Genomic DNA, 19,342 nt, shown 5'->3' with positions numbered 1-19,342 from the left:
TGCCAGACAATTCGGCGGTGGATTGACGAAATAACTGCCTATTTTGATAACCGAACAACCCAGGGAACAGTGGAAGGAATTAATAATAAACTGAAGGTGATTAAAAGGAGAGGCTATGGATTTAGAAACTTTAAAAACTTTCGTCTTAGATGTTTATTAAATTGGCATTTTGCTAGTTGATTTTACATGGTAAGTTCGGAAGAACCATCTTACCTAATCAGATTTTCAGAGGTCGGGATATAATTGATTGTCATAAAAGATGATAAAAGCCTCAAAAGTAGTAACTTTTTCTGACAATTTATCCTGTAATTAAAACAGACAAAAGAGAGAAATAAATTCTCTCTTCTGCTCGTGAAAATTATGCCAATTTTTAGATAACCGAGGGGAATTTATTCTATTTGTAATTGGCTCTCGTGTCTTTAACCGCCGCCCAAAAAAATAGGGCTGTTAATGGTATGCTTGCCGCTAGAATTAGGCCAGTGGTGGTATTGCCTAAATCCGGTTCTCCCGAACTAATTTCAAAGACACAACCCACACCAGCGATTGCTGCAATACAGGATAATAACAATAAAACGCCGCTTTTCGGGGTCATCTTCACTCCTCACCTAAATTAACTAATGCCTTTATTTTGTCACTTTCTCGACCGGTTTCACCGCTTGCACGGAAAAACCGTGTTTTTTTAATTCTTCATTGAGTGCCAAATCGTTATCTACTCTGTCCACGAACATGACACCATTAAGATGGTCCATTTCGTGTTGAATTACCCGCGCTAGTAAACCGTTAGCTTGCAGTTTTCGTGGTTTCCCCTGTTCATCTTTATAACTCACTTCGATCGCTTGGGGACGGATGACATCTAAAAACACATCGGGAATACTCAAACAACCCTCTTCCGCTTTGCACAATTCCCGACTATAACCGATAATTTGGGGATTAATCAGAATTAGGGGCGGATTTTCTGGTTTATCGGGTTCACAATCGATGACAATCAACTGTTTATTGACTGCCACTTGCGGAGCCGCTAAACCGATACCATTGGAACTATACATAGTTTGCAGCATTTCTCTGGCTAATTGGCGAATGCTGTCATCGACTTTAGCAATCCGCTTGGCCGGTTGACGCAAGACTCGATCGCCGAGATAATGCAGTTCTAAAGGGGGTTTTTCTAATTTGCGTTTTTCTACGGTAATAGTGGCGTTCATAAACTTAATTATCGATGGGATGACACAATGTTGATCTTAGTCACTAGCTCTGGGGCATTTCTCAGGAAAAGGGAGAAAAAAGCACCGACTCTTCATAAAATTTTACACCGATCACACACAGTTCGTCCATATCAGGGGGTGGGAAGTGGGAAAGTGGGGAGATTTTTCAGTTATCAGTAATCAGTAATCAGTGGGGGAGTGGGGAGAAGGGAGAAAAAAGCTGATTGTAACCAGCTACTTATTAGTAATTGGTATTCCTAACCATTGGCTCAATTCCGCTGCTAACCATTCAATTTCGGGTTTACTCAGATAGGCTTTTATCTTACTGCTAATAGTATATTCTTTAGTCCCCGCCCAAATAGTTAAAGCCATCGGCACATAAACTTGATCACCATCACCATCTTTGGTATGATAACTATCAGCTTTCACCAGTTTATTAATATGTTGCCTTGCCATTTTCTTTTTGCCTGGAAGTGTAAAACCAAAAATTCGCTGAATGGCAATAATTTCTTGACTATCAATAGTGATAATTTCCTCCCCTTTGAGACAATAAATAATCTGGTAAAGCATTCCTAAACCCACATACCAAAAGGGCAAGGAAAAGAGCAGAAAAAACCAACTCATCCACAGAGGAATAGAAACGGCTCCTCCTGTCCATACTAATAAAAAAGAATTCCAAGCGATGGCAAAGGTGCCAAGATAAATTAATTTAGGGGTAAAACCTTCGGGAGGTAAAGATATTTTAATTTTCTCCTCATTTTTTTGCAACTGTACCCGACTCCCTGCGGGTTTTTCAAGGTTAGAGGAAGTTAATTGCATTTCGTGGAGAGTATTTAAAGCTTGATTTGCTGCCTGTGCTGAAACAAACCTTTTTTCGAGACTAGGTTCGATTAACTGTCCTAACCAATGAACAAAAGCAGGGCTTAAATTAGCTAAATTATTTAATTGAATTTTGCCATCTTTTTGGGGTAAATCGGCGGGATGAATGCCTGTAGCTAGATAGATTAAAGTGGCTCCTAAACTGTATAAATCAGAAGCGGCAACGGTGCGACCACCAAATTGTTCGGGGGGCATATAACCGTAGGTTCCGACAATAGTTAAAGTGGCCTGTTCCTGTTGAGCAACAGTCTGGACAGAACCAAAATCAATTAAATAAACATTACCGATACTATGACCCGATCGATCTTTTAGTAAAATATTACTAGGTTTCAAATCTCGGTGGATAATTGGCGGGTTAAGTCCATGGAGATAAATTAAAATACCTAGGATAGATTTAGCTAATTCTTGCAGGTCTGATTCACTAAATTTGCGGCCATTTTCTATCTGTTCCTTGAGAGATTTAGCCTCGATATAACTCTGAACAAGGGCAAAACCTTGATAGGTATCGGTGCGAACTTCAAAATAGTCGATATATTCAGGAATCGAGCGACAATCTAGATGTTTAAGAGTTTCGGCCTCCCGTTCAAAAAGTTTTAAATCTGTCCATTCAAAATCGGGACTGAAGATTAATAATTTGACGACAACAGTAGCGCCCGTTTTTAGATCTTGGGACAGAAACGTGCGTCTTCCGGTTTGTTTACCTAACTGACTTTGAATTTGGTATCGATCGCCTAAAATTTGCCCTGGCAGCATACAATATATTCCTAGGATAATCCTACTTCTAGGCTAATCGAGAAATTTCTCAACCGCAAGCTAAGAAAACGGAAGTTTGACCGAATCATCAAAACTTCAGCATCTCCGATGATAATTGCGGCGAAATTCAATTATATCGCCCGTTTTTTGTTAGTCTCTGGACTGAGGGAGGTATTTTTTCAGGTTAAAAGAGAAAATAGGCATCTAAAAAAAGGACCTCTCTCGGTCTGGGAGTTTTTAGTACAAATGTTCGGAATAGCAACTGCGGCGCTGCCATGTAGTCTGAAGGCGTAATTTAGACAGTCAACAGCTTAGGGGACAAGGGAGCAGTCAGTTTAATTCTGATCGAGGTGGAGTTTCCTGATATAGTTTTAAAAGCAGTCGGTTCAAGACAAAAAGACATGGTTACTAGGGGCGAACGAGGAGTAGAAGTGAGGAAAAACGAGAACTTTTCTCTGGCTTCCTATCTGGAGGAAAAGCGGTTGATTGTCGAGTCAGCTTTAGATAGCTCTTTAGTTATCGGCAATCCCGCCAAAATCTACGAGGCGATGCGCTATTCTCTCCTCGCTGGTGGCAAACGTCTGCGGCCGATTTTATGTCTGGCTACCTGTGAATTGATGGGGGGTTCCCTAGAGATGGCTTTACCCACCGCTTGCGCCCTAGAAATGATACACACTATGTCATTAATTCATGACGATTTACCCGCCATGGATAACGATGATTACCGACGCGGGAAATTAACCAATCACAAGGTTTTTGGCGAAGATATCGCTATTTTAGCTGGGGATGGTCTCCTGGCCTACGCTTTCGAGTATGTGGCTACCCAGACTCGTAATGTACCTCCCCTACAGATTTTAGAGGTAATTGCCCGTTTAGGTCGCACGGTCGGGGCAGCGGGTTTGGTGGGAGGTCAGGTTTTAGACTTGGAATCCGAAGGAAAACCGGATATTTCGGCAGAAACTCTCAGTTTTATCCATACTCAGAAAACCGGCGCCCTGTTGGAGACTTCTGTGGTGTCGGGGGCAGTTTTAGCGGGGGCAAAAGGGGAAGATATAGCTAAATTAGCCCGTTATGCCCAAAATATTGGCTTGGCTTTCCAAATTATCGATGATGTTCTCGATATCACGGCGACAAAGGAGGAATTGGGTAAAACCGCCGGTAAGGATCTACAGGCACAAAAAGCCACCTATCCTAGTCTCTGGGGGATAGAAGGGTCCCGCCAGCAAGCTCAACAGTTAATAGATAGTGCCATCAATGAATTGAGTGGCTACGATGAGGCCGCCGAACCTTTACGGGCCATCGCCGAGTATATTGTTAATCGTAAAAATTAAATTAAACGAATGAGATTATGCAGGACTTCGAGCAGGTGTTACACAATCAAATACTGCTAGTCTCTCTTTTAGCTTGTTTCACTGCCCAGGGACTAAAAGCGCTGATTGAGTTAATCCGCGATGGTAAGGTGAGTCTGCGCTATCTAGTCTCGTCGGGGGGAATGCCTAGCGCTCACTCGGCACTGGTGGGGGCCTTGGCTACTGGGGTAGGATTACAGATGGGTTGGTCTAGTGCCGAATTTGCAATCGCTGCGCTTTTTGCGGTTATTGTTATGTATGATGCGGCCGGAGTGCGTCAGGCAGCAGGAAAACAGGCCCGGATTCTCAATCAAATTATCGATGAAATGTTCCAGGAGGGCAAGGAATTTAACGAGGAACGTTTAAAGGAATTAATTGGTCATACTCCTTTTCAGGTGCTGGTCGGTTTAAGTTTGGGTATCGGTATCGCCATGGTGCTACTCTGTCGTTAATTGAGGTGTTTTCTGGGGTTGAGATAAACTAGATTTAATCACTGAAAATCTGGGGTAATCACTTATGTTACAATCCCCAAAAATTGAAGGCTTTCGCGGTTTTCCCTTCTCGTTTATGCGTGGAAGGAAGAAGAATAGCATTGACATCCTCACCGTCCGTTTACGGCGGTGAGGATGTCAAACCTCTTGTGTAATCAGGAAACGGCGGTTTGATATTGGGGTAATTGTTTTGCAAGCACCATCCAAGCGTTTAGCTAATCTCAAACCTCTAATACTAAATCCGTTGAGTATAGGCTACTTATAAAAGAGGGGCAAAAGGCAAAAGGGGGAATAAATAATCAGTTTTTAATAACTGGATTTAGTATAACACCTCAAGTTTTAGCTATTTTAGCTACCGTGGCTAAAGGACAAGCTACAGTGGTCAGTACCTGAAAGTGTAGGTAGGGTTTGCTGAAAAAGGCCTAGGGTGGGTTCAGGTAGAAGGCTCCGAGGCTGCGAGGTAGGAGTTTCAGGCTTTGTTGCCCTCCTTTTTTGTACCAGTTTGCGTACTAAAAAAAAGGATAATGCCAGGTTTTTGAAATTCCCAATCCTGTTTTATGCCACTAACATCGGATTTTAACAGGTCAAAAGCCTTATTTTAAAAGGGTTTTACCATTATTCAGCAAGCCCTAGTCAGGAGGGAGGCTAAATAGTAATTGTGTATCATGATCTGGCGCCACTTTGAATGCCAAAGCAGACACTTCAAGATTGCCAGCAGCAATATATATCTTTGAGAAGCCAGCCTTTTGCAAGGCTTTCAACAACGATTTATGTGTAAAACCGGTCTTATGAGCAAAAAAGTCTTTTTTACTGCGCTCGATTTCAACGCTATAACCGTAAAGGACATCTAGAACCATAATTGGCCCTGCCGGTGATTGATACAGGACATCATCAATATCTAAACCCCTGTCAATTGTGATCCGCATCAGTTCCTGGATGTCCGGAACCCGAATATGTGCAAAACCGCCGTCCTTAAGTACGTGTAGGAACCCAGCTAGGACTCTCTGTACATCGTGTCGGTAGTAGTGTTCAAGGTTATGTGAGCAGTAAACAGCGTCAAACTGACCACTTTCAAGGGTGGTAAGATTACGCGCATCGCACACAATATCTGGTGAACCTTTCGGGTCAATATCGAGCAGCAAGTGTTCAAATTCTGAATATTGGGGCGGAAGCGGAATCGCCTTGCTGTTGCCACCTACGTTTAGAACTTTTTTCATCTCCAGCCTTTGTTGGTAAACCTAACTGAGGATCATACGGAAAGTTTCCGCATATCACACCAAATACACATTTTTTTAAGAATCTTTCTGTCTATTAACAGAGCGATCGCAAGAAAATTTCCCGATAAAATGACAATGAGCCTGTTATGCCGATTGGGAATAGGGAAGTGGGGAGCGCCGGAGCAGGGAAATTCAACTAAAACCCTAAAACGCAATACCCAACCGCCAAAACCTAAAGCTCAACAGTTAAACCCTAACAGCTAACGCACCGATCGAGCGCTCAATCATTATTATAGAGACAGTAACAAATATTTATGAAACTTCATGCTTATTAATCGCCTTGGCATCGATCGCGGGAAAAAATTCCTTAAAGAGAGTATCTTGTTCGGAAATGACCCTAATCCCGAATTAATTGGCATTTTAGGGGTTTATTTCGTGCAAGGCATTCTCGGACTCTCCCGATTAGCGGTTAGCTTCTTTTTAAAAGACGATTTGGCCTTGAGTCCCTCCCAGATGGGGGCATTAATCGGAGTGGCGGCGATTCCTTGGGTGATTAAACCAGCTTTTGGCTTTCTTTCGGATGGTTTGCCTATTTTCGGCTATCGTCGTCGGCCCTACCTAATTTTATCGGGAATTCTCGGGGTTTTAGCTTGGTTGGCCCTAGCCACTGTGGTGGAGAATGCTTGGCAAGCGATGGCCGCGATCCTGCTTGGTTCCCTTTCTGTCACTATTAGCGATGTCATCGTCGATTCTTTGGTAGTAGAAAGGGCCCGCAGAGAGTCCTTCACTCAATCCGGCTCTCTACAGTCCTTAACTTGGGGAATATCGGCGCTAGGCGGCTTAATTACAGCTTATCTCGGTGGTTGGTTACTGGCACACCTCGGCACTCGTCCTGTCTTCGCTCTTACGGCTATTTTTCCCCTGATTGCCTCAGCCATGGCGTTTTTAATTACAGAGGAAAAAATCAAGAATAACAATGACTCACAATCCACGCCCAAAGTCAAGGAGCAAATCGGGCAATTATGGTCAGCAATTAGACAAAAATCAATTTTATTACCCACTGCCTTTATTTTTCTCTGGCAGGCTACCCCTAGCGCCGATTCTGCCTTTTTCTACTTCACCACCAACGAGTTAGGATTTGAACCGGAATTTTTAGGACGAGTGCGCTTAGTCACCAGTTTAGCCTCGATCCTGGGCATCTGGGTATATCAACGGTTTTTAAAAGCGATTTCCTTTCGTTTAATTTTGGGTTGGAGTACGGTGATTTCTGCGCTTTTAGGGATGACTACCCTACTCTTAGTTACCCATACTAATCGAGCGCTCGGTATTGACGATCATTGGTTTAGTTTGGGGGATAGTCTCATCCTCACCGTCATGGGACAAATTGCCTTTTTACCCGTCTTAATTTTATCGGCCCGTCTTTGTCCGGTGGGCATTGAAGCATCTCTATTCGCTTTATTAATGTCTATCTGGAATATGTCGGGATTAGTTTCCCAAGAAATCGGCGCTTTATTAACCCATTGGTTGGGAGTCACCGAAACTAATTTTGATAACCTTTGGTTATTGGTAGTGATTACTAATCTCTCTACTCTCCTACCTTTACCCCTAATTAAATGGCTACCTTCTACGGATCCGCAATCTCAGGAAGTCAAGAAAACTTTTCCCCCTGCAGAAGTCTTTGAACATCATGTTACTGGTTCTTTAGCTGAACCCGGTTTTATTCCTGAACTTGTCCCCGAATTAATCGACACAAGAGATTGACAGTTCAGAAAACGGGTTTCTTTAAAAAACCCGTTTTCTCAGTTGATGAAATAAGCTAAAATCGAATCAACTCGTTGCCCTCGCCTTATGTTTTCTATCCAAACTACCTACACTCAAGCTCAAGAAAATTTAGCGAGCCTTCTGGATCGATTGGAAAGCGAGAATAGTATGGCGATTATTACTCGCCCTGGTCATAAAGATATGGCACTATTAAGCGCAGAGGAATTAACTGGCTTATTAGAAACCGTTTATCTTTTGCGATCGCCTGCGAATGCTCGAAAGTTATTGGCAGCACTGGAACGTTCAATGGAGAGGGACGTTCAAACAATACCGGGACAGACAGTTACAGAACTTTGTCAGGAGTTAGGAATTGAACGCCAAGAGTAGGGCAATTGTCTTTGACAGTTAATTTCGAGAAGATTTAAGATGGTGGTACAAAACAGATAAAAAAATCGCCTTTCTCCTACTCGATCTCGTAGAATCTGTCACCGCCGATCCCTTTACTGGAATAGGCAAACCAGAACCCATAAAGTATCTTGAAGCTAATACTTGGTCACGCCGAATTACCACAGAACACCGTCTAGTCTATCGAGTCAAAGATGACCGCATTGAGTTTTTAGCAGCACGATATCACTATACTTAAACAGCTTATGTATTCCAGAAAACGGGTTTCTCAAAGAAATCCGTTTTCTTCTCAAAGAAACCCCTTTTCTATGACACGGATTGGGGAACTAATTAAGCTTTGTCGCTGTCTGGCTTTGGCGTTAACTGGCGTTTAACCAATGCACCCAAGCCTAACAATCCTAAACCTAATACAGTACTCGGTTCAGGAACGGTGTTGACAGTGACGAATTCAGTGGTAGTATCGAGCGCACCGGCGAATGTCCCGACTTTGCCGCCAGGAAATTGCAGACTGGGATCGACGGGATAGAGCTCAGTTCCACCTGACGCGCCGTAGAAAGTTGTGCCATTGCTGGAAGCTATCCCGTCAGAATCAAAAAAGTTGCCGATATCGCTGCCCAGTACATAAACTAACCCGAAGAAGTCAGGCAGCCCGTGGGAGAAGGCGGGGACGAGGGAGTTGCCAGAGAATGACATCATGTAGTCGGTGACTTCACCATCCAAGAAGTGAATAAAACCATCATTATTTAAATCTTCGCCGGTAAACATCCCGGTGATGGTAGCACCTTCGGAGTAGCCACCTTGGAAGAAGTTGAAGGAAGCGGCGCTGGCGGGGAGGACAGTCAGTACAGCGATCGCGCTAACTGTGCCAGCGAAGACAACACCAGCCAGAGAGATAGATTTGAAGTTAGTTGTAAAATTCATGGGCAATTTTGGGCAAATTCCACCAGCATTTTACCCCCCCCCCGATTTTGTCAAATATCACTTTTTTATCGATTGCATAGATGTATAGAGTTTTATCTATACTCCAGAAAACGGGTTTCTTTGAGAAACCCGTTTTCTCAGTGCGATCGCTTGTGGAAGATCGGGTTTGGGATATTTGTAATCTTTGATACAAATCTCTCGATCATCTGTTCTTAAGATTAAGGCTGGTGTTGCTAATTGATCGGGAAAGAGGCCGGCGCAAGCAGATAAAAACCGCAGAGAAGCTTGTGCCGTGGGATCAAAATTATTAAGCGGAGAATAGCCTCTGACCGGAATTCAACATCAAAATCAGTAGGAAACTTGTCATCGCCTAAGTAAAGTAACCCTTCATCCACGACACAGCAAAATAGGAAAAATACTTATGAGTTATGGAACCCGTGTTCAAGCTATCTCTCAAGTAACGGATCGTAAACCCCTACCCAGCAAAATTCCTCAACGTTTAGAGGCCCTCTGGGCAACCGATGTCTTTACCCTGAGCAAAATGCAGGCCAGTCTTCCCAAAGACGTATTCAAGTCGGTCAAAAACACGATTTTAACCGGGGGAAAATTAGACGTTTCCATCGCCAGTGCGGTAGCGGCAGCGATGAAGGATTGGGCCACGTCCAAAGGGGCGCTGTACTATGCTCACGTCTTCTATCCGATGACTAACGCCACCGCCGAAAAACACGATGGTTTTATCTCTGTGCAGAGCGACGGTTCGGTGATCACGGAATTTACGGGCAAAGTCTTAGTACAGGGAGAACCGGACGGGTCTTCCTTTCCTAACGGCGGACTTCGCTCCACCTTTGAAGCGCGGGGTTACACCGCTTGGGATGTCACCAGTCCCGCCTACGTTATGGAGACGGATAATGGTGTCACCCTGTGTATCCCCACGGTTTTTATCTCTTGGACAGGAGAGGCCCTCGACAAAAAAACGCCGCTTTTACGCTCGATTTCATCGATGAGTAAAGCCGCCACCAGGGTGCTGAAGCTCTTAGGACATACGGAAGTCGCCCCCGTTAACTCCAGCTGCGGCGCTGAACAGGAATATTTCCTAGTCGATGCTCATTTTGCCCATAGTCGCCCCGATTTACTGCTCACCGGTCGCACCCTATTTGGTAAACCCGCCGCCAAGGGTCAACAGTTCGACGATCATTATTTTGGCGCGATTCCCGAACGGGTTCAGGTGTTTATGCAGGAAGTAGAGGAAAGAATGTATCGCCTCGGCATTCCAGCTAAAACCCGCCATAATGAAGTCGCCCCCGGACAGTTCGAGATTGCGCCCTTTTTCGAGGCTGCTAACGTGGCCAGTGACCATCAGCAGTTAATTATGACTTTGCTGAAAAGTACGGCTAAAAAACACGGTTTTGTTTGCCTACTGCATGAAAAACCCTTTGCGGGAATTAATGGTTCGGGAAAACACGTTAACTGGTCCGTCGGCAACGCCACCCAGGGCAATCTGTTGGATCCGGGCGATACTCCCCACGCTAATATGCAGTTTTTGTTATTCTGTGGGGCGGTGATTCGTGGCGTTCACAAGTACGGGGCGCTTTTACGCGCAGTGGTGGCTACTGCCAGCAATGACCACCGTTTGGGGGCAAATGAAGCTCCTCCCGCCATTATTTCCGTATATTTGGGCAGCCAGTTAGAAAAGGTATTCGACCAAATTAGCCAAGGCCGAATTGAGGGTTCTGATGCCCCGGGGTTGATGGATCTGGGTGTCGATACCCTGCCGGTATTCCCCAAGGATCCTGGCGATCGCAATCGTACCTCTCCTTTTGCTTTTACGGGCAATCGCTTTGAATTCCGCGCTGTGGGTTCTAATCAGTCAGTTTCTGGGCCGCTGGTGGCGATGAACACGATTCTAGCCGATTCCCTGACTTGGGTGGCGGATAACTTAGAAAGCCGGATGAAAGCTGGGGAAGACCTCAAGACTGCTGCCCAGGGTGTTCTCAAGGAGATCATGGACAAACACAGAAATGTGATCTTCGGAGGTAACGGATATTCCCCGGAATGGCACAAAATGGCGGTAGAAGAGCGCGGTTTGGCTAATCTCCGCACCACCGCCGATGCTTTACCCGTGCTGAAAGCCGATTATATTGAAGAACTGTTTACCCGCATGGGTGTGTTTACCCCCGTTGAACTGGAAAGTCGTTTCGATGTCTATGCGGAACAGTATTTACTGGCCATCGAAGTGGAGGCGAAACTGGTGGTAAGTATGGCTAAAACGATTATTTATCCCGCTGCTGTTCGCTACTTGTCGGAATTGTCTTCAGCGATCTCTAATGCGGCGGCGATCGGCATCGAGATCAATAAGGAAAACGCCCAAACCCTCTCGAATCTGATTAAGTTAATGATGGATAGCGTTGGTAAACTGAGTGAGGCCATTGCTAAACACGATTTTGACTCGATCGAGGAACATATGCAGTATTCCGCTCAAACAATCCGTCCCTTGATGGATAAGGTGCGCGAATATGCTGACACGCTGGAAGGGGAAGTGGCCGACAATTTCTGGCCGCTACCTACCTATCAGGAAATGTTGTTTGTTAAATAACACGACGGCAAGGAGGGGGTAAATAGGCTGAAAAAATGATTAGCCACCCCCTTCTTTTTATCTCTGGTAGTTTTAAGTTATGTTAAGAAAAGTAAATATAAACTTAAAACTACCATGGTATTAACTCCGACAATTGGCGAAAAATCCTATAATCGTCAGGATTGGCAAAAAGGCTATCAATCCCAACCTAACGAGTACGATTACGAGGTAGAAGACATCGAGGGGCAAATTCCCCCCGATTTACAGGGTACAGTCTTTAAAAACGGCCCCGGTTTACTCGATATCGCTGGCACTGCGATCGCTCATCCCTTTGATGGGGATGGTATGATCAGCGCGATTAGCTTCAATCATGGGCGCGTACATTATCGTAATCGTTTTGTGAAAACCGAGGGTTATCTCCGGGAACAGAAAGCGGGAAAACCCCTTTATCGCGGTGTTTTCGGCACGAAAAAACCGGGGGGAATTTTCGGCAATGCTTTTGATTTGCGTCTGAAAAATATTGCTAATACTAATGTTATCTACTGGGGTGATAAATTACTGGCACTTTGGGAAGCGGCCGAACCCCATCGCCTCGATGCTAAAACCCTTGATACTATTGGTTTAGACTATCTCGATGGTATCTTGGAAAAAGGCGATTCTTTTGCCGCTCATCCTCGCATCGATCCCGCTTGTATCTTCGATAATCATCAACCTTGTCTGGTAAATTTTGCCATTAAAACGGGTTTGTCGAGTGCCATTACTCTCTACGAAATTAGTCCCACGGGTAAGTTATTACGTCGTCATACCCACAGTGTACCGGGCTTTTGTTTTATCCACGATTTTGTTATTACTCCCCACTACGCCATCTTTTTCCAAAACCCGGTTGGTTATAATCCTTTTCCCTTTCTTTTTGGGTTAAAAGGTGCGGGAGAATGCGTCATTAATCAACCGGACAAGTTAACTAAGATTATTATTATCCCCCGGGATCCTAACAAAGGAGAAGTGAAAGTTTTAGAAACTCCATCAGGTTTTGTCTTCCATCATAGCAATGCTTTTGAACAACTTGCCCCGAGCTACGTCGAAGGGGGGGAGAAAATTTATATTGATTCTATTTGTTATCAATCCCTACCACAACTGGATTCAAATAGCAATTTTCAATCGGTAGATTTTGATAGTTTAGCTCCAGGACATCTGTGGCGATTTACACTAAATTTATCAGAAAATACCGTTACAAGAGAATGTATTCTAGAGCATTGTTGTGAGTTTCCCAGCATTAATCCTGCAAAAGTTGGTCGAGATTACCGTTATTTATACATCGCTGCCACTCATCATGCCACTGGTAATGCTCCTTTGCAAGCAATCTTAAAACTGGACTTATTAACGGGAGAAAAACAATTACATTCTTTTGCTCCCCGGGGATTTGCGGGTGAACCAATTTTTGTGCCTAAACCCGATGGAATTGCTGAAGATGATGGTTGGTTATTGGTAGTCACCTACGATGCAGCCAATCATCGATCGAATATGGTAATCTTAGATGCTAAAGATATCACTAATTCCCTAGGGGTTATCCATCTTAAACATCATATTCCCTACGGGTTACACGGTAGTTGGACCGGACAATGTTTTTAAGTTAATTGTCTAGGGGTGGATTGAAAACCCACCTTGACTAAACTTTACTCTTGAGAGCCTTCTTGTAGTAGCCAAAAACCGGCGAAGGATTCCGATTCAGGGTTAGATTGAACGGCTAAAAAATGCAGATCATTGGCTTTTTGTTTAGCTTCTTCAAAATTTTTGGCTTCGGTTAAAGTCTCGGTATTAGTGACATTGACGAGAATCCAACTATCACTAGCACCCGTTTCTAAACGTAGCACGGGACGGGAACTGGTTTCTAACTTTAAATAGGCCATTTCTAACCCTGACATCCAACCAGCTAGGGGTAAAGCGCGGGGGGAAAAAATAACTAAACCGGGGATTTTTAGATTCTCATCTAATCCCATCCCTAGTATAGGCAAATTTTCTCCGAAGCTAATATCCCAATCTTTTAAATCATTAAAAGAAGACAATTCTAGCGTGACAAAAGCCCATTTATCTGCCTTATCTCCCCGGACAGCATCGGGAAGGGGAACAGCATTTAAAGGAGGATAATTCACGGAAGCGGTTTTAGTTAAATTTTGATCATAACCAACTTCTTGGGGGTAGAAATTAACCATTCTTTCTTCTATCCATCTCGTTAAAGCATGAGTGCGACGACTAGGGGAAGCGGGAATACCGATATCCTCACAAGCTTTGCTAATCATGTTATTCATCTGACGACGGAAAAAGCGAATTTTTTTGGGAGTTACTCCCGCTGCCTTGATAGCTGCAGTAATTGCCTCTGATAACCATTGGGAATTAACCATCGTATTAGGACAATAACTGGCATATTTAAATATTGTATCGGAGGAGCGATCGATTGTTGCCGGAGTTTCACAGATTAATAATTCCCATCTTTTTTTATTATTTTCATCCACCACCGGCCGCGAATAAAAATCAAGTTCCCAAATAGTCATATTTTTTTCAGTTATCAGTTATCAGTTATCAGTTATCAGATTTGAGTTTTAAGTGAACAATATTAAGTGGCAAGTTCCGAGATGTCTTTTCACTGATTACTGCTCACTGTTTACTGTTTACTGCTCACTGAAAAATCCCCTATCCCCGACAACAGTACGAACGCGGTAGATAGGACGTTTTTGGGATTCATGGTAAGTTCGCATCAAAATTTCTGCCAAAAGACCAAAACAGAGTAATTGTACCCCAGTTAAAAAGAATAACACGGCCAGGATTAACAAAGGTCGATCGCCGATGTCTTGTCCGAAACCGAGTTTGAGAATAGTCAGATAAGTGCCTAAAATAATCCCCACTACCATCGATAACAGTCCATAGAGTCCAAAAATGTGCATCGGACGGGTGAGGAACTTTTTCATAAAAAAGACAGTAAATAAGTCCATAATCACGCGAATTGTGCGATCTAAACCATATTTACTCTGTCCGAACCGTCTAGCGTGGTGATTAACGGGAATTTCGGTTATTTTTGCCCCTTCAATAAAAGCTAACGCGGGTAAAAAGCGATGTAATTCCCCGTAGAGATTCATATCGGCGATTAATTCGGCTCGATAGGCTTTCAAAGAACAACCGTAGTCCTGTAATTTGACCCCTGTTACCTTTGCTATCAGCCAATTAGCTATTTTTGAGGGTAAAAGCCGTTTTACCTGGTCATCTTGGCGATTTTTGCGCCAGCCACTCACTAGGTCATAACCTTCCTCTAATTTGGCCAATAATAGGGGTATATCATTGGGATCGTTCTGTAAATCGCCGTCAAGGGTAACGATGACCTGTCCCGTGGCATAATTAAATCCGGCAGCCATGGCGGGGGTTTGTCCGTAGTTGCGTCGCAATATTACCGCCTTGAGATCATCGCGATTTTTAGCTAAATTAGTTAAAACCTCGGTGGAACCGTCCTTAGAACCGTCGTCAACACAGATAATCTCGTAGTTAATTTGATAAGAACGCAAAATCGAGGCGATACTCTCCACGAGATGGGGAATACTGTCCACTTCGTTATAAATGGGAACCACTACCGATAAAGTCTGGATGGCAGCCTGCGAGTTTGGTTCGTTGACACTGATGGACGGTGTAATCGGGTACATAGTTGACTGACGCGGGGACGTTTTGGGGCGATTGTATCACAATTCAGTTATCAGTTATCAGTTATCAGTTATCAGTCATCAGATGTGATTTGTCAGTTCACTGATTACTGTTTACTGTTCACTGTCCACTGTTCCCTGAAAATACCCCCCACTTCCCACTTCCCACTTCCCATTATCCACTCCCTGTTCCCTGTTCACTGTTCCCTGTGTGCTTTTTGGCTAAAATTGCCTGACGAAAACCTAAGACGACGAGAATATTGGAGAGGGTGAGGAAAAGTTCGGCACTGCCGTGTAACCAATCGACGTTAGCTAATTCTTGACCATAGTGGATTTTGGCGTAGATACCGGCAGGAATGGTGATAAAAACGAAGATTAACAGCACATAAAAGCCAATTAGGGCTAAACGGGGCATTTTTCCTGAACGAGTGACAAACCAAAGAAACCCCAGATAGGGAAACAGGGAAATGGCAAATAAACTCTCTTTATTCATTGTTAACGCTAATTTTACTGGAACGCCACAGCCACCAACCGGCAGCACAGAGGGTAAAATTTCCTAAGACAGTCATGGCTGCCTGTAGGGTGACTAACCAGGATAAGGCACTGATATTATCAAAAAAATGCCATGTACAGGCACACATGGCCCCAATTAAAGCGGGTAACATTCCCCAAGATAACATTCGCCACGATCGATCACTACTGATGTCGCTATAGGTCCAGACTAACCAGATTGCCGCTATCCATTCTACGACACTCGATACATGAACCATCCACGTCGGTATTGATAAAGCATTCATTTTTTTTATAGTTATCAGTTATCAGTGGGTAAGTTATCAGTTATCAGATTTGAGTTTTAAGTGAGCAGTATTAAATAGAAGTTTCCTACTCTCTTATCTCGTTCCCATGTTCTACCTGAAGGATATTTTAAGAGCCTTAAATATTGTGTGTCAAGGCAGAGCCTTGGCACCAGCAAAACTTTCTAGCCATTTAATCACCTGTTGACCTAAACTAACATTGTTTAATCGATCAATCTCGCGAATGCCAGTGGGACTGGTGACATTAACTTCGGTGAGGTAGCCACCAATCACATCTAATCCGACAAAATATAGGCCATCTTCTCGTAATTTTGGGGCTAAAGTGGCACAGATTTCTAATTCTCGATCTGTGATTTCTGTTTTTGCCACCCGTCCACCCACCGCCATATTACCGCGAAATTCCGAACCAGTGGGAATGCGATTAACTGCCCCGATTGGTTCACCATTGAGGACAATAATGCGTTTATCTCCTTCTTTGGCAGCTGGTAAATAATCTTGAATCATTACCGGTTCTTGTCCCCATTTTGTGCTAATTTCAATCATTGAATTGAGATTGCGATCTTCGGGACTAAGAAATAAAATTCCCTCCCCTGCTTTCCCCCCTAAAGGTTTCATAACTGCCGCACCTTTTTGATTGACAAATTCCCTAATCGTTGCTTTATCTTGGGAAACAATTGTGGCGGGCATTACCTGAGCAAAGTGAATAGTATATAACTTTTCGTTGGCATGGCGTAAACCCCTAGTTGAGTTAATTACTTGGGTTTTTTGTGGGTCGATCAGATCTAATAAATAGGTGGCATAAAGATAGGCAATCGTCACGGGTGGATCTTTTCGCATCCAGACAAAATCGAAGTTTTCTAGGCAGGTAAAAACTGTCTCTTGTCTTTGATACCACTGAGATGCAGCCCCCCAATGATTATCTTTTAACTCCACAGGAACCAGTTCAATTTTAGTTAGTTTTGCCCAAGCTTTTCCCGCAATCGCACTGAGATCAGTGATGGAAGTTATCCAGATTTCATGACCTAATAATTGGGACGCTTCCATGATAGCTACACTGGTATCATGGCCCGGATCGAGATGCTCGATCGGATCGATAATAAAGGCTAGTTTCATTAATAGTTTTTATCCTTAATTCTGCAACAGGGGAGCTAAACCACCACTTCTATCTAAAGCATAGATGTCATCGCAGCCCCCGATGTGTTGATCGTTTATAAAAATTTGTGGTACACTTGTACGGCCATTGGCTCGATCGGACATTTTGGCTCGCGCTTGTTCATCACCATCGATACAATATTCGGTAAACTCCACTCCTTTTTTCTTGAGTAATGCTTTAGCGCGGATACAGAAAGGACAGGAACTCCAAGTATAGATCTCAACATTAGCGGCCATAAAATTTATCTCCCTTCTTTACATATCTTAAATTTTAGCCGATAACCGAGCAGTGATCTTCCTTCAGGTCAGAAAACGCCAATTAGGGCGATTCCACTGATATATTCCTTGTATTTCCCATTCTTCACCGTTTTGAAAGCGAATACGGCAACTAACAGGGCGATAATCATCTTCACTTTCATTTACTTCTATTACCTCACAGGGAAACCAGTCGCAACTATCGGCAGCGTCTGCGGGAATCCATTCCCATAATCCATTAGACACCTCGATCGCATCTCCTACCTGTAATTTTTCTCTGGTTAACCTTAATTTTTGTAAATATTCTTGCCAATGAATCGGTTTTATGCTATTCAACCAAGCCAAGCCATACCGATCGCGGATAAATTGTACCGCACCGGAAGGGCGATCATTAAGCCAATCATTGAGGAGGGAACTTTTCCAAGCTAAATTTTCCCGTTCTTGTTTGAGGATAAATTCCAGCAAAATCTCCCTTTGCATAGATGTTAATTCGTCGAGGGGATTGCCATCAGCGAGGGAATTTCGCTCAAAAAACACCTCTAACAAAATTTCTTTTTGTTGTTGATTGAGAGGACAGGACAAAGCTTCACACTGGAGAAAAGCCGCTTTGAGAGTGGTTTCAATCTCATCTCGATCCATGAGAGTCCTAAAAAAGCTGATTTCAAAGGGTGACGATCCACGATAATCTAAGTATTGGGGAAATCATACCGTAAAATCACTGATCTATGACACCACGCTCGCTCACCGTTTTACTGCTTTCTGCTCTCTTCTGGCTGTCTAGCTTGCTTATCATCCCTATTGCTCAAGCTTTGACCCCAATTCAACTATTAGATGTATCTTATAAAGACTGTCCCCCCGAATTAGCCGAGGGGAGTGTCACCAGTGGGGGAACCAGTTTTCCGGCTAATTGTTTTTTAATCACCGGCAAAGCTAAAAATAATTCTGGAAAAACCGTCTATGATGCCGATGTTTTTGGTCGGATTTACGATGCTAACGGGGAACCGGCTTTACAAAATCGTAGCCGGGTGGGGGCAATTCCCGAAGTGCCACCGGGGATTAGTGATTTCGAGATCAGAATTTCTGTTTCTACCAATCAACCAACCCCCCTGCGACTGGAAAAATTCAAAGCTTCCGGTTTTACCAGTAGTGTGGATCCGCGGATTTAGAAACTGCTGCTGACCAAACTGCTGGCCCCTGTGGCTACGACACTCTGAACAACGTTGAGCAGCAGGAATGCGAGAATCGGGGACAAGTCCATCCCGCCTAGGGGTGGGATAATCGAGCGAAAGAGGTTTAAATAGGGATCGGTAATCGGACTGAGAAAAGACATAATCTGATAGGCCCAACCGGCATTTTGGAACCAAGTCAGTAAAACCCTAACAATTAGGATTACCGAGTAAATTTGCAGGAAATTGTTGATTATCGTCAAAATAAACCCTATATCGCTCATAAATAAATCTTTCCTCAAGAGGGCGTGATGGTTAGTTTAGCTTTGATCTTACCAAAAAAATGGTCTTTAGTTACTCTCGCCGCCTTATCTGACTGGTTTTAACCAGCTATCGGCATTCATCGGGGTTGAAGGACACCGGGTAAGAAAACTGGATACAGCAGTTTTCTTAATAGTGAGGTACGAAGTTTTCCTTTTGGGGAGTCTCCGATTATTCAAGTAGTTTTTCCATAACCTTTGTATTCTCTGCATAAGTGAGATGCTCCCGAGTATTTACCGAATCACTACCTCTCAGGAGTGATAGGCAATTGATTAATAGCGATAATTGCCGTGCGATAAAGCGAGGTAAGAAAATAGACTCTTTCTGGTTAATCTGGTCTTAACTTTGCCCCAAATCCTTCTAAAACAGTGATACCAACGGAAGGGGATAAAATCCACAAGCG

Annotated in this window: 21 protein-coding genes and 1 pseudogene; 9 read left to right on the top strand and 13 right to left on the bottom strand. The window is 43.7% G+C overall.

Going from position 1 to position 19,342, the window contains the following annotated elements; genetic code table 11:
* The coding region (locus ACOCD9_RS19105; protein ID WP_287967815.1) for a transposase at positions 1-180 on the top strand (180 nt) is incomplete at its 5' end.
* Positions 181-394: 214 nt separating this feature from the next.
* Here the strand turns inward: ACOCD9_RS19105 and ACOCD9_RS19100 are convergent.
* The 3 genes from ACOCD9_RS19100 to ACOCD9_RS19090 form a co-directional block, all read right to left on the bottom strand.
* The gene (locus ACOCD9_RS19100) at positions 395-592 is read right to left on the bottom strand and encodes a hypothetical protein (protein WP_008203353.1); all 198 of its coding nucleotides are present in this window, start codon (positions 590-592) and stop codon (positions 395-397) included.
* A gap of 31 nt (positions 593-623) precedes the next feature.
* Positions 624-1,199 carry a peptide deformylase gene (gene def / locus ACOCD9_RS19095; protein ID WP_287704516.1) on the bottom strand — a complete coding sequence of 192 codons (576 nt, stop codon included), beginning with the start codon at positions 1,197-1,199 and terminating at the stop codon, positions 624-626.
* A gap of 234 nt (positions 1,200-1,433) precedes the next feature.
* Positions 1,434-2,831 (bottom strand): serine/threonine protein kinase, encoded by a 1,398-nt coding sequence (locus ACOCD9_RS19090; protein WP_419548192.1) that lies wholly within the window; start codon positions 2,829-2,831, stop codon positions 1,434-1,436.
* A gap of 401 nt (positions 2,832-3,232) precedes the next feature.
* Here ACOCD9_RS19090 and crtE point away from each other — a divergent pair, with 401 nt between their 5' ends.
* Positions 3,233-4,162, top strand: a complete 930-nt coding sequence (gene crtE / locus ACOCD9_RS19085) for a geranylgeranyl diphosphate synthase CrtE (protein ID WP_287704512.1) — start codon at positions 3,233-3,235, stop codon at positions 4,160-4,162.
* A gap of 17 nt (positions 4,163-4,179) precedes the next feature.
* A complete protein-coding gene (locus ACOCD9_RS19080) occupies positions 4,180-4,632 on the top strand; it encodes a divergent PAP2 family protein (RefSeq protein WP_002791259.1) in 453 nt (150 codons plus the stop codon).
* Positions 4,633-5,300: 668 nt separating this feature from the next.
* Here ACOCD9_RS19080 and ACOCD9_RS19075 read toward each other — a convergent pair.
* Entirely contained in the window at positions 5,301-5,888 is a 588-nt protein-coding gene (locus ACOCD9_RS19075) for a class I SAM-dependent methyltransferase (RefSeq protein WP_287704509.1), read from the bottom strand.
* A 324-nt stretch (positions 5,889-6,212) separates the two neighbouring features.
* On the opposite strand from ACOCD9_RS19075, the gene ACOCD9_RS19070 reads away from it, so the two are divergent.
* From ACOCD9_RS19070 to ACOCD9_RS19060, 3 genes and pseudogenes are all read left to right on the top strand, one after another.
* Positions 6,213-7,649, top strand: a complete 1,437-nt coding sequence (locus ACOCD9_RS19070) for a folate/biopterin family MFS transporter (RefSeq protein ID WP_419548191.1) — start codon at positions 6,213-6,215, stop codon at positions 7,647-7,649.
* A gap of 87 nt (positions 7,650-7,736) precedes the next feature.
* Entirely contained in the window at positions 7,737-8,036 is a 300-nt protein-coding gene (locus ACOCD9_RS19065) for a type II toxin-antitoxin system Phd/YefM family antitoxin (RefSeq protein ID WP_002763657.1), read from the top strand.
* Positions 8,020-8,292: pseudogene (locus ACOCD9_RS19060) on the top strand (Txe/YoeB family addiction module toxin). Before ACOCD9_RS19065 ends, ACOCD9_RS19060 begins: the two are co-directional and overlap by 17 nt.
* Positions 8,293-8,384: 92 nt before the next feature.
* On the opposite strand, the gene ACOCD9_RS19055 reads toward ACOCD9_RS19060, so the two are convergent.
* A complete protein-coding gene (locus tag ACOCD9_RS19055; protein ID WP_419548190.1) occupies positions 8,385-8,975 on the bottom strand; it encodes a PEP-CTERM sorting domain-containing protein in 591 nt (196 codons plus the stop codon).
* A gap of 421 nt (positions 8,976-9,396) precedes the next feature.
* On the opposite strand from ACOCD9_RS19055, the gene ACOCD9_RS19050 reads away from it, so the two are divergent.
* Both ACOCD9_RS19050 and ACOCD9_RS19045 read left to right on the top strand, forming a co-directional pair.
* Positions 9,397-11,568, top strand: coding sequence for a glutamine synthetase III (locus tag ACOCD9_RS19050; RefSeq protein WP_419548189.1), 2,172 nt, complete (start codon positions 9,397-9,399; stop codon positions 11,566-11,568).
* A gap of 114 nt (positions 11,569-11,682) precedes the next feature.
* Positions 11,683-13,176, top strand: a complete 1,494-nt coding sequence (locus tag ACOCD9_RS19045; RefSeq protein ID WP_419548188.1) for a carotenoid oxygenase family protein — start codon at positions 11,683-11,685, stop codon at positions 13,174-13,176.
* Between the two features lie 44 nt (positions 13,177-13,220).
* On the opposite strand, the gene ACOCD9_RS19040 is transcribed toward ACOCD9_RS19045, so the two are convergent.
* The 7 genes from ACOCD9_RS19040 to ACOCD9_RS19010 all read right to left on the bottom strand — a co-directional run bounded on the left by ACOCD9_RS19040 (position 13,221) and on the right by ACOCD9_RS19010 (position 18,091).
* Entirely contained in the window at positions 13,221-14,096 is an 876-nt protein-coding gene (locus ACOCD9_RS19040) for a Tab2/Atab2 family RNA-binding protein (RefSeq protein ID WP_287702157.1), read from the bottom strand.
* Between the two features lie 117 nt (positions 14,097-14,213).
* Positions 14,214-15,233, bottom strand: a complete 1,020-nt coding sequence (locus ACOCD9_RS19035) for a glycosyltransferase (RefSeq protein ID WP_419548187.1) — start codon at positions 15,231-15,233, stop codon at positions 14,214-14,216.
* Between the two features lie 172 nt (positions 15,234-15,405).
* Positions 15,406-15,723 (bottom strand): DUF3593 domain-containing protein, encoded by a 318-nt coding sequence (locus tag ACOCD9_RS19030; protein WP_419548186.1) that lies wholly within the window; start codon positions 15,721-15,723, stop codon positions 15,406-15,408.
* Positions 15,716-16,027 carry a DUF2499 domain-containing protein gene (locus ACOCD9_RS19025; RefSeq protein WP_061430498.1) on the bottom strand — a complete coding sequence of 104 codons (312 nt, stop codon included), beginning with the start codon at positions 16,025-16,027 and terminating at the stop codon, positions 15,716-15,718. The genes ACOCD9_RS19030 and ACOCD9_RS19025 overlap by 8 nt, the downstream gene beginning before the upstream one ends.
* Before the next feature lie 150 nt (positions 16,028-16,177).
* A complete protein-coding gene (gshB, locus tag ACOCD9_RS19020) occupies positions 16,178-17,158 on the bottom strand; it encodes a glutathione synthase (RefSeq protein ID WP_419548185.1) in 981 nt (326 codons plus the stop codon).
* A 15-nt stretch (positions 17,159-17,173) separates the two neighbouring features.
* Entirely contained in the window at positions 17,174-17,434 is a 261-nt protein-coding gene (grxC, locus tag ACOCD9_RS19015) for a glutaredoxin 3 (RefSeq protein WP_002734665.1), read from the bottom strand.
* Between the two features lie 63 nt (positions 17,435-17,497).
* On the bottom strand, positions 17,498-18,091 hold the full coding sequence (locus ACOCD9_RS19010) for a hypothetical protein (protein WP_287702153.1): 594 nt from the start codon (positions 18,089-18,091) through the stop codon (positions 17,498-17,500).
* An 86-nt stretch (positions 18,092-18,177) separates the two neighbouring features.
* On the opposite strand from ACOCD9_RS19010, the gene ACOCD9_RS19005 reads away from it, so the two are divergent.
* Positions 18,178-18,618, top strand: coding sequence for a hypothetical protein (locus tag ACOCD9_RS19005; RefSeq protein WP_287702152.1), 441 nt, complete (start codon positions 18,178-18,180; stop codon positions 18,616-18,618).
* Here ACOCD9_RS19005 and ACOCD9_RS19000 read toward each other — a convergent pair.
* Positions 18,615-18,902: a YggT family protein gene (locus tag ACOCD9_RS19000; RefSeq protein ID WP_002763635.1), complete on the bottom strand. Its 288-nt coding sequence runs from the start codon at positions 18,900-18,902 to the stop codon at positions 18,615-18,617. The genes ACOCD9_RS19005 and ACOCD9_RS19000 overlap by 4 nt on opposite strands.
* Between the last annotated feature and the right edge of the window lie 440 nt (positions 18,903-19,342).

The sequence above is a fragment of the Microcystis sp. genome (assembly GCF_048564745.1).
Taxonomy (GTDB): Bacteria; Cyanobacteriota; Cyanobacteriia; order Cyanobacteriales; family Microcystaceae; genus Microcystis; species Microcystis ichthyoblabe_A.
The sequence above is the reverse complement of the archived record's forward strand: the minus strand, read 5'-3'. Positions and strand labels throughout refer to the sequence as shown.

Excerpts from the sequence above, each read along its gene's own strand:
- ACOCD9_RS19100 (WP_008203353.1), bottom strand. The coding sequence starts at position 592 with ATGACCCCGAAAAGCGGCGTTTTATTGTTATTATCCTGTATTGCAGCA.
- def (WP_287704516.1), bottom strand. The coding sequence starts at position 1,199 with ATGAACGCCACTATTACCGTAGAAAAACGCAAATTAGAAAAACCCCCT.
- ACOCD9_RS19090 (WP_419548192.1), bottom strand. The coding sequence starts at position 2,831 with ATGCTGCCAGGGCAAATTTTAGGCGATCGATACCAAATTCAAAGTCAG.
- crtE (WP_287704512.1), top strand. The coding sequence starts at position 3,233 with ATGGTTACTAGGGGCGAACGAGGAGTAGAAGTGAGGAAAAACGAGAAC.
- ACOCD9_RS19080 (WP_002791259.1), top strand. The coding sequence starts at position 4,180 with ATGCAGGACTTCGAGCAGGTGTTACACAATCAAATACTGCTAGTCTCT.
- ACOCD9_RS19075 (WP_287704509.1), bottom strand. The coding sequence starts at position 5,888 with ATGAAAAAAGTTCTAAACGTAGGTGGCAACAGCAAGGCGATTCCGCTT.
- ACOCD9_RS19070 (WP_419548191.1), top strand. The coding sequence starts at position 6,213 with ATGCTTATTAATCGCCTTGGCATCGATCGCGGGAAAAAATTCCTTAAA.
- ACOCD9_RS19065 (WP_002763657.1), top strand. The coding sequence starts at position 7,737 with ATGTTTTCTATCCAAACTACCTACACTCAAGCTCAAGAAAATTTAGCG.
- ACOCD9_RS19055 (WP_419548190.1), bottom strand. The coding sequence starts at position 8,975 with ATGAATTTTACAACTAACTTCAAATCTATCTCTCTGGCTGGTGTTGTC.
- ACOCD9_RS19050 (WP_419548189.1), top strand. The coding sequence starts at position 9,397 with ATGAGTTATGGAACCCGTGTTCAAGCTATCTCTCAAGTAACGGATCGT.
- ACOCD9_RS19045 (WP_419548188.1), top strand. The coding sequence starts at position 11,683 with ATGGTATTAACTCCGACAATTGGCGAAAAATCCTATAATCGTCAGGAT.
- ACOCD9_RS19040 (WP_287702157.1), bottom strand. The coding sequence starts at position 14,096 with ATGACTATTTGGGAACTTGATTTTTATTCGCGGCCGGTGGTGGATGAA.
- ACOCD9_RS19035 (WP_419548187.1), bottom strand. The coding sequence starts at position 15,233 with ATGTACCCGATTACACCGTCCATCAGTGTCAACGAACCAAACTCGCAG.
- ACOCD9_RS19030 (WP_419548186.1), bottom strand. The coding sequence starts at position 15,723 with ATGAATAAAGAGAGTTTATTTGCCATTTCCCTGTTTCCCTATCTGGGG.
- ACOCD9_RS19025 (WP_061430498.1), bottom strand. The coding sequence starts at position 16,027 with ATGAATGCTTTATCAATACCGACGTGGATGGTTCATGTATCGAGTGTC.
- gshB (WP_419548185.1), bottom strand. The coding sequence starts at position 17,158 with ATGAAACTAGCCTTTATTATCGATCCGATCGAGCATCTCGATCCGGGC.
- grxC (WP_002734665.1), bottom strand. The coding sequence starts at position 17,434 with ATGGCCGCTAATGTTGAGATCTATACTTGGAGTTCCTGTCCTTTCTGT.
- ACOCD9_RS19010 (WP_287702153.1), bottom strand. The coding sequence starts at position 18,091 with ATGGATCGAGATGAGATTGAAACCACTCTCAAAGCGGCTTTTCTCCAG.
- ACOCD9_RS19005 (WP_287702152.1), top strand. The coding sequence starts at position 18,178 with ATGACACCACGCTCGCTCACCGTTTTACTGCTTTCTGCTCTCTTCTGG.
- ACOCD9_RS19000 (WP_002763635.1), bottom strand. The coding sequence starts at position 18,902 with ATGAGCGATATAGGGTTTATTTTGACGATAATCAACAATTTCCTGCAA.